Origin of the sequence: Anaeromyxobacter soli (assembly GCF_022808855.1) — a bacterium.
GTDB lineage: Bacteria > Myxococcota > Myxococcia > Myxococcales > Anaeromyxobacteraceae > Anaeromyxobacter > Anaeromyxobacter soli.
This window is the reverse complement of sequence record NZ_JAKZLF010000021.1, coordinates 41,478-52,646: the sequence shown is the minus strand read 5'-3', so window position 1 is coordinate 52,646 and position 11,169 is coordinate 41,478. Positions and strand designations below refer to the sequence as shown.

The window sequence follows — 11,169 nt, the reverse complement described above, 5'->3', positions numbered from 1 at the left end:
ATCACCCCGTCCCCGCCTGCGTGCCCTGCACGATCGCGGCGACGGGAACGCCGCCCTCGAGCATGACGCGGCTCCCTGGCGCGGCGGGAATGCGCGGCCCGGGAGTGAGGATGCCGGCGAGGTTCAGCGGGTCGGACGCGGAGAGGTCGAGCCGGTCGGGGTTCCCATCCCCCGCGCGCCGCGCGGCGCGGAGCGCGTCCACCGCTTCCGGCAGCGCGAACTGCTCACCGCTGAAGCCCACCACGAAGCGACCGCCGCGGATCTCACCGCGCGCCTCGAGCGACCGGTAGACGCGGACGAGATCGCGCCAGGGCGGCGGGCGAGACTCGCGAGCCAGGACATCGCGGAAGACGACGCCGTAGCGGCGCAGGTACTGGCGCGCCACGCGGTCGAGCGTCTCCGGGGAGAGGTCGCCGTCCGTCCCGCGTCCGGCGGTACGTGGCGCGGAACTCTCGGTCGGGCGGGACGAGCTCGAGCCGGCCGCGACGCGGTCCGTGGGACGAAGCGCGGAACTCTCGGTCGGGGTCGGCCTCAGCAGCGCCCACCGTCCCCCCGCGCTGCCCGGTCGGGCGGCCCGCCCGCGCGCCGGCGGCGCGACGAGCGCGCGCAGCCCCGCGAACCCGTCGCAGGTCACGAGCCCCGCCGACACGAGCTCCCACAGCGCCTCCTCCGTCTCTCCGGGCGGTGCGCCGACCGCCGGTGCGAGCTCGGCGAGGAACGAGGCGCCACGCCGCGCGAGCACCGCGACGAGCGCGCCCGCGATCTCGCCGAGCGGCGGTCGCTCGGGCGCGATGGCCTCGAGCAGCCAGGGGAGCTCCTCGCGCAGCGCGAGCGTCACCGGGGCCGAGCGGGTGGGGGCGCCCTTGCGGCGCGGCGGGCCGTCCTGCGGCGGCGCCACGTGCAGCCGGCCCCAGGCGACCTCGCCGGACGAGCACAGCCCGTCCAGCAGGCCGGGCTCGTAGCCTGCGACGCGCGCGGGCAGGAGATCGCGCTCCCACGCGCCCGCGGCGGCGTGAAAGCCCTGGAGCATTCCCAGGACCTCGGCGAGGCCGCGCGCGCCGTGGAGCCGCGTGCCCGGCGCGACGTGCTGCCAGCGCGCGAGGAAGCGGAGGAACACGGCGGCGCTGGCGGGCTCGATCTCGCGGCGCAGCCGGCCGAGGGTGAGGCGGTGGATGCGCGCGAGCACGCTCCGCTCGCACCAGTGCGGCGCGTCGGCGGACCAGGGCGATCCGGCGAGGAAGGAGCCGCGAAGGACGAGCCCCTCGGCCTCGAGGCGGAGCAGCGCGGACGCGGCGGCGCTTTCGGAGAGCCCGATGCGCCCGGCGAGGTCGACGGCGGTGGTGGGGCCGAGGTGGGTGACCCAGCCGCGGACGAGGGCGAGGACCGGATCTTCGGGGATGCGCTCGGACGCGAGCGGGGAGAGGGGAGGGGAGAAGGTCGGGTTCGAGGTCGGGCTCGCGGTCGAGGTCGACGTCGATCCGCCCATCCCCCCCGCCGCCCCCCTCGCCGTCCCCACACGCTCCGCCGCCACCCACCACCGGCGCTCACCCACGGTCATCACGGCCGCCCGCCCCGCCGCCTCGAGCTCGCCGAGCCACCGCTCCCATCCGGACGCGGGCGCCAGCGGCAGGATCCCCAGATCGAGGAGCGCGTCGTGCACCTCGTCCGCGTCCCGCGGCGCGGGCCACACCTGCTCGGCGACCTCCGCGATGGCGGCGGGATCGAGCGCGCCGATGCCGCTCGCCTCGGCCGCCGGCAACGACCGCCGCACCGCGACGGCCCGCGCGCGGCGCTCCTCGAGCGGCGCGTCGTCGAGGAACGCCCAGGGCCGGGCGTTGAGGAGCTCGTGCGAGAGCGGCGAGGGCTCGGGCGTGTCCACCGCGAGCAGCCGCACCTCGCCGGCCGCGATCCGCGCGAGCAAGCTCCGGAGCCCGGCCGCGTCCATCGCCTCGGTGAGGCAGTCGCGCAGCGTCTCGCGCACGAGCGGGTGAGCGGGCACCTCGATCGGCCCGCCCGGCGCGTTGTCCTGGCAGGCGACCTGCGCCGGGAAGACCGCGGCGAGCAGGTCCTCGGCGCGCATCCGCGCGATGGGCGGAGGCATGCGCTTGCCCCTGAAGAGGCGGGGGATGGCGAGCGCGCGCGTGGCGTTCCAGCGCCAGCGCACGCCGAACATGGGCGCCTGGAGCACCGCCTGCTCGAGCACCTCGTCGAGCGTCGCGGGCGTGACGTAGGAGAAGATGGTCTCGAGCGGGAACGCGTGCTGCGGCCCGAGCGAGAGGAGCACGCCGTCGTCGGTCGCGGCGGCCTGCAGCTCGAAGTCGAACGTGCGGCAGAAGCGCTTGCGGAGCGCGAGCCCGAAGGCGCGGTTGGTGCGCGCGCCGAACGGCGCGTGCAGGACGAGCTGCATCCCGCCGGCCTCGTCGAAGAAGCGCTCCGCGACGAGCGTGTCCTGCGTGGGCAGCGCGCCGAGCGCCGCGCGCCCCGCCGCGAGGTAGTCCACCACCTGGCGCGCGCCCGCCTCGGGCAGCGCCGCCTCCGCCGCGAGCCAGGCGACGGCCGCCTGGGGGTCGGCGAGGCGCGGCTCGAGCTCCGCGCGCAGCGCCGACACCTCCGCCGACAGGGCGCCGCTCCGCCCCGGCGCCTCGGCGTTCCAGAACGGGACGCCCGGCGGAGCGCCGTGGGCGTCCTCGACCCGGACGATCCCGGCCTCCACGCGCCGGATCATCCAGGAGGTCGTGCCGAGCAGGAACACGTCGCCCGCCAGGCTCTCCACCGCGAAGTCCTCGTCCACCTGCCCGATGGTCACGCCCTCCGGCTCGGCCACCACGGCGTACTGCGCGGTGTCGGGGATGGTCCCGCCGCCGGTGAGCGCGGCGATGCGCGCTCCGCGCCGCGCCTTGACGCGGCCGTGCACGCCGTCGCGGTGGAGGAGCGCGGTGGTGCGGCCGGGCGTGGTGGCGATCCCCTCCGAGAGCATCTCCACCACCGCGTCGAAGTCGGCCCGCGCGAGGTCGTGGTACGGCCAGGCGCGCCGCGCGAGCGCGTAGAGGCGGTCCTCGTGGATCGACCCGCAGGTCGCCTCGGCCACGAGCTGCTGGGCGAGGACGTCGAGGGGCGCGGCCCGCACCGCGACGGGCTCGAGGCGCGCGCGCCGGAGCCCGCGCACGAGCGCGGCGCACTCCACGAGCTCGTCGCGGCTCATCGGGAAGAGCCGGCCCTTGGGCGTGCCGCCCCGCACGTGCGCGGCGCGCCCGATGCGCTGGGTGCCGGTGGAGATCGCCCCCGGCGAGCCGAGCTGGACGACGAGGTCCACCTCGCCCACGTCGATGCCGAGCTCGAGCGAGGCGGTCGCCACCACCGCGCGCAGCGCGCCCGCCTTCAGCTTCTCCTCCGTGGCGAGCCGGCGCTCGCGGGAGAGGCTGCCGTGGTGCGCCGACACCGCGCCCTCCCCGAGCCGCTCGACGAGCGCGTGCGCCGCCCGCTCCGCGAGCCTGCGGGTGCCCACGAACACGAGCGTGGAGCGGTGCTCGCGGATGAGGTCGGCCACCCGGTCGTAGGTCTCGGCCCACAGCTCCCTCGAGGCGACCGACGAGAGCTCGTCGCGCGGGACCTCGATCGCCACGTCGAAGCGGCGCCGGCGGCCGACCTCCACGATCGCGCAGCGCGGACGGCCCCGCGGATCGACCCGCTCCGAGCCGACGAGGAAGCGCGCCACCTCCTCCACCGGATCGACCGTGGCGGAGAGGCCGATGCGCTGGGGCCGCCGCCGCGCGAGCGCCTCGAGCCGCTCGAGGGAGAGCGCGAGGTGCGCGCCGCGCTTGTCGCCCGCGAGGGCGTGGATCTCGTCCACGATCACCGCCTCGACGTCGCCCAAGGAGGCCCGCCCGCTCTCGCTCGTGAGCAGGAGGTAGAGCGACTCGGGCGTGGTGACGAGGATGTGCGGCGGACGGAGCAGGAGCTTGCGCCGTGCCGAGGCGGGCGTGTCCCCGGTGCGGACCGCGACCCGGAGCTCGGGCAGCGTGAGCCCGGCCGCGTGGGCCGCGGCGCGGATCTCGGCGAGCGGCGCCTGCAGGTTCCTCGTGATGTCGTTGCCGAGCGCGCGCAGCGGCGAGACGTAGACGACGCGCGTCCGGTCGCCGAGCTCGCCGGCGAGCCCCTCCTTCAGGAGGGCGTCGATGGCGTGGAGGAACGCCGCGAGCGTCTTGCCCGAGCCCGTGGGCGCCGAGACGAGCACGTCGCGCCGCGCGTCGATCTCCCGCCAGGCGGGCGTCTGCGGCTCCGTCGCGTCGCCGAACCGCCGCGTGAACCAGTCGCGGACGACCGGGTGGAAGCTGTCGAGCACGCGCTTCTCTTAAGCGCCCCGCCCGGGCGACGCCCGCGTCTCGGGCTCCCCCCTATGATTCGTGCCTCAACCTCGACGGGGAGCCTCATGCTGCTCAAGGAAACCGCGCTCGTACGCCTGCTGTCCCTCAGGATCCCGGTGCTCCTCTTCGTCGGGCCCCGGGTGATGCGGCTCGACGAGGAGGTCTGCGAGATCGAGATCCCCCTCGGCTGGCGCACGCGGAACCACCTCGGCTCCATGTACTTCGGCGCGCTGTGCGCGGGCGCCGACCTGGCCGGCGGGCTGCACGCCGCGCGGCTCACCACCGTCGGGAAGTTCCGCGGCGTGAAGCTCGTCTTCGCCGACGTGAAGGGAGAGTTCCTGAAGCGCGCCGACGGCGACGTCCTCTTCCGCTGCGCCGACGGCGCGCGCGTCGCCGCGGCGGTGCGCAAGACGCACGAGACCGGCGAGCGCGTGACCTTGCCCGTCGGGATCACGGCGCTCGTGCCGGACAAGTACGGTGAGGAGCCGGTCGCGCGCTTCACGCTCGCGCTCTCGCTGAAGCGCGGCGACGGGCCGGTGCGGCTCGCCGAGGCGCCGCCGCGCGAGACCCGGACCGGTGGCGCCTGACGGCGCTCGCGAGCGCCGGTCGTGAGCTTCCGCTGTCGCGCGGGGAGCCCGGACGCTATGCTCCGGGCATGCGACTCCCCGCCTCCGTCGCCGTCCTCGCCGCAGCGCTCGCCCTCGTCGGGCCGGTCCGCGCGGTCGCGGCGCCCGGCACCGCGCGGGGCCGGTCCATCGCGGACGACTACGACCGCGCGCGCGCCGAGGCGCGCTCGCGCGGCGTGCCGCTCGTCGTGGACGTCTGGGCCCCCTGGTGACCCACCTGCCGCTTCATGCGGGCCTACGTCCTCCCGGACAAGCGGCTCCAGAAGCTCGCCGGACGGTTCGTCTGGCTCGACATCGACACGGAGAAGCCCAGGAACGCGGCCTTCGTCGGCAAGTTCCCGATCGACGCGTGGCCGAGCATCCTCGTCGTGAACCCGGAGGACGAGCGGGTGATCGTCCGCTGGGCCGGGACCGCGACGGCCGAGCAGATCGAGCGGATCGCGCTCGACGGTGAGCGCCAGCTCCGGGCCGGCGAGGTGTCGCGCGCGGAGGAGGCGCTCGCGCGCGCGGACCGGCTCCTCGGCGCGCGGAGGCACGCGGAGGCCGCGGTGGCCTACCACGAGGCGCTCGCGGCGGGCGGCAAGAGCTTCCCGGCGCGGGAGCGCGCCTCCGAGGCCGCGGTCCAGGCGCTCTCGATGGCGGGCGACCCCGCCGGCTGCGCGCGCGCGGCGGGCGAGGTCCTGCCCGGCCTCCGCGGCGCGAGCGCGGCGCGCGTCGCCGCCCAGGGGCTCTCGTGCGCGCTCGAGCTCGAGGACGCCAAGGCGCGCGCGGCGGAGGTCGCCGCGCTCGAGCCCGGCGCGCGGCGTGCGCTGGACGCGCGCGGGGTCCTCGCGGACGACCGCTCCTGGCTGTACGACGTCCTCTCCTCGGCGCGGGCCGAGGCGGGGGACGCGGCCGGGGCGAAGGCGCTCGCGCGCCGCTGGCTCGCGTTCCTGGACGGGGAGGCCCGCCGCGCGCCGACCCCGCTCGCGCGCTCCGCCTTCGACGGGCAGCGGCTCCAGGCGGCGCTGCGCATCGGCGAGCCGGAGCGCATGCTCCCGGCGCTCCTCGCGTCCGAGCGCGAGCTGCCCGGCGAGTACGTGCCCCCCACGAACCTCGGTGTCCTCTACCTCGCCCTCGGGCGGCCGGCCGACGCGCTCGGCGCCGCCGACCGCGCGCTCGCGCTCGCGGAGGGACCGCGCCGGATCCGGGTGCTGGTGCTCCGCGCGGAGGCGCAGGCGAAGCTCGGCGATCGCCCCGGCGCGCGCGCGACGCTCGAGCGCGCCATGAGCGACGGCGAGGCGATGCCCGAGGCGTCGAGGCCGCGCGGCTATCTCCGGAAGGCGAAGAAGCTGCTCGGCGAGCTGGGGACGTCGTGACCCGCGGCGGGGCGCCGTCCGCGCCCCGCATCCTCACCGGCACGGGTACAGGCTCTCGGTGAACCACCAGCGGCCGTCGCGCCGCACGAAGCAGAGCGGCGCCCCGGGCGTCCCGAGGCCGGGCGCTCGGTAGTCGATGCAGGGCAGGCCGGCCGGCCCCGCGCGGGCGTCCGCGCGGAACGCGACGAGCACCGCCACCTCGCGCGCCTCGCGGAAGAAGGCGCGCAGCGAGCGGGCCATCCCGGGGAAGGGGACGTGGCCGGGTCCGCCGAAGAAGACGCCGTGCAGCCAGCTCCCCTCCGCGCGGAGATCCTGCTCGACCCGCTCGCGCGGCACGACGCGGTCGCCGCAGCGCAGCCCGTCCGGCGGGACGCGCGCCACGACGGCCCCGACGTCGCCCGCCTCGATGGCGCGCTGCAGCTCGCCGCCGAGCCGGATGAGCTCACGCGCGATCGCCTCCCGGCGGCGCTCGACCGACTCCTTTCCACCGGCGGGAGAGGCCGCCTTCGGGGCCGCGCGGCCCGGCGTGGCGCGGGGCGCCTCGGCGGCGCGCGCGGGGGAGGCCGTGAGCGCCATCGCGAGGAGGACGGTGAGGAGCGGGCGCACGGCCGAACCGTAGGCGAGCGCCGCGGGCGCTGCAACGGAGAGTCTGGTCGCGGTCGGGTCCGAGGCCGGTCGTCCCGGCGCGGGGTCCGGCCCGACGTCCTCGTCACTCGCCCGCGGCCGGCTCACGGGATGCGGTACTTCAGCAGGTGCGCCTCGAGCGGGCCGTTCCAGAGCCGGTGATCCACCTCGGGCCGGAGCGCGATCGCACGCTCGAGGAGCGGGTTCCCCGAGAGCACGACGGCGGTCCACCCGGAGTGGCGGGCGAGCATCTCGGCGAGGCCGCGGTAGAAGCCTCCGAGCTTCTTCTGCTGCACGCGCGGGTCCTCCTCGCCCGACATGAGCCGCTCGCCGTAGGGCGGGTTCGTGACGAGGAAGCCGCGCGCCGCGATGGGCTGGAGCTCGCGCGCGTCGCCGCGCTCGATGGTCACGTCCGCGGCCACCCCGGCGGCGGCGGCGTTGCGGTGGAGGGCGTCGATGGCCTTGGTGTGGAGATCGCGGGCGAGCACCGGCGCGGGCGCGCGCGGGAGGATCGCCTCGCGCGCCTCGACCTTCATGCGGTCCCAGGCGGACTGGGGGGCGCCGCGGTACATCGGCCAGCGCTGGAAGCCGAACGCGCGGCCGAGGCCGGGCGCGACGTGGCGGGCGCGGAGCGCGTGCTCGATCGCGAGCGTTCCGGAGCCGGCCATCGGATCCACGAAAGGCGCCTCGGGGTCCACGCCGCCGAGGAGCAGGATCGCGGCGGCGAGGGTCTCCTTGAGCGGCGCCAGGGTGGCCGCGCCGCCGCGGTAGCCGCGGCGGTGGAGCGGCTCGCCGGCGAGGTCGAGCGAGAGGGCCGCCTCGTCGCGGGCGAGGTGGAGGACGATGCGGACGTCGGGATCCTTGGCATCGACGTCGGGGCGCGCGCCGAGCGCCTCGCGGAGCACGTCCACCGCCGCGTCCTTCACCTTGAGCGCAGCGTACCCCGAGTGCGTGATGGCGGAGGAGGTGACCGTCGCCTCGACCGCGAGGGTGGTCCGGAGCGTGAGCCACTCGCCCCAGGCCACCTGGCGCGCGCCCTCGTAGAGCGCCTCCGGCGACGGGGCGGGGAACCGCGCGAGCTCGAGGAGCACGCGCATCGCCGTGCGCGCGTGCAGGCAGGCCTTCATGCCGGCCTCGAGCGGGCCCTCGAAGGAGACGCCGCCGCGGTCGCCGCGCACGGCGGGGAGGCGGAGCGCGGACAGCTCTCGGCGGAGGGCACCCTCGGTACCCTTCGCGCACGTCGCGAAGAAGCGCATCGCCGTCTTTTACCTCGGCCGGGCCGCGCTGGCGCGCGCGCCGCCGTCGAACACGCCGAGCCTGACCGACCCCTTGGCCGTGCGCTTCGCCGCGTACATGAGCTCGTCCGCGCGCGCCATCATCTCGTCCACCGAGACGGCGGGCTTTCGGAACACCGCCGCCCCGACGCTGAAGCGCACCGCCCAGCCGTGCCGGTCCATCGTCTCCCGCAGCGTCCCCTGGAGCCGCGCGAGGAGCGCCTCCGCCATCGGCTCGTCGGTCTCCGGGAGCAGGAGCCCGAACTCGTCGCCTCCCAGGCGCGCGACCGAGTCGATGGCGCGGGTCGCCGACCGGAGCGTCCGCCCGACGACGGCGAGCAGCGCGTCGCCCTCCGCGTGGCCGAGCCGGTCGTTCACGTCCTTGAAGTCGTCGCAGTCCACGTAGGCGAACGTGAGCGGCCGGCGGTGCCGCCGCGCGCGCTCCAGCTCCAGCGTGGCGGCCTCGATGAAGGCGCGCCGGTTGGGGATGTGCGTGAGCGTGTCGGTGCGGGCGAGGAGCTCCTCCGCCTCGAGCCGGACCCGGAGCGCGTTCAGGACGAGGACGAGCGCGAGCGAGGTGCCGAGCTGGATGACGCCGTTCCAGCCGAGCACCGCCACCGGCAGCGCGCGCCCGCCCGACTCGAGCCGGTACAGCGTGTCGGCGGCGGTGGCGACCACGGCGCCGCCGATCGAGAGCGCGACCCCGCCCCGCAGCGTGACGAACCAGGTGCTGAAGCCGATCGGCGCGAGGTAGAGCAGGATGAGCGAGACGTCCGTGCCGGTGAGGTAGTCGGCGAAGCCGACGCAGACCGTCATCCCGAACGCGGCCGCGAGCCAGGCCGCGCGCGCGAGCCCGGAGGGCGCCCCCGCGCCGAGCGCGGCGCGTGACGGGGCGTGGACGCCGGGCGGCGGCGGGGTGGGCGGGCCCTCGGTCGGCCGTCCTCTGGATCGCAGGCGCACGCGCGGTGTCCGTTCAATCCCGGCGCCGGGGCGCCGTGTCAAGCGGGCGGGAGCCTAGCGCCCCGCGGCCACCTCGACGCGGCGGTTGGCGGCGCGGCCGCGCGCCGTGAAGTTGGGGAGGAGCGGGCTCTCGCCGCCTCGTCCGACCCAGCTCACCCGCGCGCGGGAGAGGCCGAGCTGCAGGAGCCGCTCGCCCGCCGCGCGCGCCATCGCGCTCGAGAGCTCCACGTCGCCGGCGCGATCGTCGGTCGCGTCCACGAACGCCTCGACGCGGACCGGGACGCCCGGCGAGGCGCCGAGCGCGATCGCGAGGTCGGCGAGGCCGCCGTCGCGGAGCAGCTCGGCCGTGCGGCCGGAGAACGCGACGTCCTCGACGACCACCCGCTCGCCGGCCGCGAGCCTCCGGGCCCACTCCGCCTGGCGCGGCGTCCGCGGCTGCACCTCGGAGGCCGGCGCGGCGGGCGCGGGCGCCTTCGCCTCCGCGACCGCCGGCACCACCGCGGGCTGCGGGTCGGGCCGGGCGCCCTGGCGCGGCTCCGCGAGGGCGAAGCGCCGGAGCGCCTGCGTGCGCGCCGGATCGAAGCACTGCTTGCGGCCGGGGTCGCCGATCCTGGCGAGCATCGGGCGGGCGAGCTCGTCCACCGTGCGCCGGACGGCCTCCTCCGGCGACTCGCCGGGCGCGGCGTGGACCACCGCGTTCCGCGCGAACAGCAGGCGGTGCGCTCCGGTGACGGCGACGCGCACCGACACGAGCAGGGGGGCGTCCTCGCCCTTTCCCCCGCCCTCGACGGTGCCGTACACCGCCGCGTCGGCGCCCACGAGCTCCGCGAGCTCGAGCGCGAGGCTCGGGGCGATCCCGGCGGGCAGCTCGAGCGGAGTGTCGCGGAAGACCGCGCGCAGCTCGGGGATGGGGAACACGCGCGCCCGCGAGGGATCGACCCCGGAGAGGAGCGCCGAGGTGGCGGCTTCCGCGGCGAGCGCGACGTCGGAGGCGTTCTCGAACGGCGCGACGAGGAGGCACCGCGCGCGCGCGAGCTCCGCGCCGCGGAGCATCGCACCGTTCGGCGTGAGCGTCGCGGGCTCCGCGACGGGGGCGGACGCGCAGCCGAGCGCGAGCGCGAGCGAGGCGGAGAGCGCGAGGCGTCGCATGCGCGCGCCATCGTACCGCGAGCCGCGCCCCGCGCGGGGACCCGCCCTGGGCCGTTCACCGTTCCGTCGCATGGCGGTCATCAGCCTGTCACAGCAGCGTGCGTTAAGCTCGTCCCGTGACGTCCGTACTTCTGGTCGACGACGAGCGGGATCTCCTCTCGCTCCTGGACTTCAACCTGCGAGCCGCCGGGTTCGAGACCCTCCTCGCCACCACGGGCGAGCAGGCGCTGATCCAGCTCAGGCGCAGGGTTCCGGACATCGTCCTCCTCGACCTCATGTTGCCCGACGTGTCGGGTACCGAGGTGTGCCGGCAGATCAAGGCGGACCCCCGCACGCGGCACGTCCCGGTGGTGATGCTCACGGCCAAGGGGGACGAGCTCGACCGCGTGGTCGGCTTCGAGGTCGGCGCCGACGACTACGTGACGAAGCCGTTCAGCGTGCGCGAGCTCGTGCTGCGCCTCAAGGCCGTCGCGCGCCGCGCCGGCGGGGGGCGCTCGGCGGAGCGGCCTCCCGAGTCGGTCGGGCCCATCCGCGTGGACGTGGACGCGCACCGCGCCTTCGTGGACGGCGCGGAGGTGCAGCTCACGCCCCTCGAGTTCAGGCTCCTCACGACGTTCATGGCGCGGCTCGGCCGCGTCCAGTCGCGCGAGCAGCTCCTCGAGGACGTCTGGGAGATGTCGTCGGAGGTCGAGACGCGCACCGTCGACACGCACGTGAAGCGGCTGCGCGAGAAGCTGGGATCGGGCAGGGATCTGCTGGAGACGGTGAGGGGGATCGGCTACCGGCTGATCGACCCCGACGAGAAAGGCTAGCG

9 protein-coding genes are annotated in these 11,169 nt (G+C 76.6%); 4 read left to right on the top strand and 5 right to left on the bottom strand.

Annotation, left to right across the window (positions count from 1 at the left end; genetic code table 11):
* Window position 1 precedes the first annotated feature (1 nt).
* Window positions 2-4,342, bottom strand: coding sequence for a DEAD/DEAH box helicase (locus tag MLV88_RS24625; RefSeq protein ID WP_242338993.1), 4,341 nt, complete (start codon window positions 4,340-4,342; stop codon window positions 2-4).
* An 87-nt stretch (window positions 4,343-4,429) separates the two neighbouring features.
* On the opposite strand from MLV88_RS24625, the gene MLV88_RS14990 reads away from it, so the two are divergent.
* The 3 genes from MLV88_RS14990 (at window position 4,430) to MLV88_RS14980 (ending at window position 6,348) form a co-directional block, all read left to right on the top strand.
* A complete protein-coding gene (locus MLV88_RS14990; RefSeq protein WP_242338991.1) occupies window positions 4,430-4,951 on the top strand; it encodes a DUF4442 domain-containing protein in 522 nt (173 codons plus the stop codon).
* A 68-nt stretch (window positions 4,952-5,019) separates the two neighbouring features.
* Window positions 5,020-5,202 (top strand): thioredoxin family protein, encoded by a 183-nt coding sequence (locus MLV88_RS14985; RefSeq protein WP_242338989.1) that lies wholly within the window; start codon window positions 5,020-5,022, stop codon window positions 5,200-5,202.
* 15 nt (window positions 5,203-5,217) lie between these two features.
* Window positions 5,218-6,348 carry a tetratricopeptide repeat protein gene (locus tag MLV88_RS14980; protein WP_242338988.1) on the top strand — a complete coding sequence of 377 codons (1,131 nt, stop codon included), beginning with the start codon at window positions 5,218-5,220 and terminating at the stop codon, window positions 6,346-6,348.
* A gap of 33 nt (window positions 6,349-6,381) precedes the next feature.
* Here the strand turns inward: MLV88_RS14980 and MLV88_RS14975 are convergent, their stop codons facing one another.
* The 4 genes from MLV88_RS14975 to MLV88_RS14960 all read right to left on the bottom strand — a co-directional run bounded on the left by MLV88_RS14975 (window position 6,382) and on the right by MLV88_RS14960 (window position 10,355).
* Window positions 6,382-6,954: a hypothetical protein gene (locus MLV88_RS14975; RefSeq protein ID WP_242338986.1), complete on the bottom strand. Its 573-nt coding sequence runs from the start codon at window positions 6,952-6,954 to the stop codon at window positions 6,382-6,384.
* A 122-nt stretch (window positions 6,955-7,076) separates the two neighbouring features.
* Window positions 7,077-8,228: a THUMP domain-containing class I SAM-dependent RNA methyltransferase gene (locus MLV88_RS14970; protein WP_242338984.1), complete on the bottom strand. Its 1,152-nt coding sequence runs from the start codon at window positions 8,226-8,228 to the stop codon at window positions 7,077-7,079.
* A 9-nt stretch (window positions 8,229-8,237) separates the two neighbouring features.
* Entirely contained in the window at window positions 8,238-9,206 is a 969-nt protein-coding gene (locus MLV88_RS14965; RefSeq protein ID WP_242338982.1) for a GGDEF domain-containing protein, read from the bottom strand.
* A gap of 54 nt (window positions 9,207-9,260) precedes the next feature.
* Window positions 9,261-10,355 (bottom strand): OmpA family protein, encoded by a 1,095-nt coding sequence (locus MLV88_RS14960; RefSeq protein WP_242338980.1) that lies wholly within the window; start codon window positions 10,353-10,355, stop codon window positions 9,261-9,263.
* A gap of 116 nt (window positions 10,356-10,471) precedes the next feature.
* Here MLV88_RS14960 and MLV88_RS14955 point away from each other — a divergent pair, with 116 nt between their 5' ends.
* Window positions 10,472-11,167 (top strand): response regulator, encoded by a 696-nt coding sequence (locus tag MLV88_RS14955; protein WP_242338978.1) that lies wholly within the window; start codon window positions 10,472-10,474, stop codon window positions 11,165-11,167.
* Window positions 11,168-11,169 lie beyond the last annotated feature (2 nt).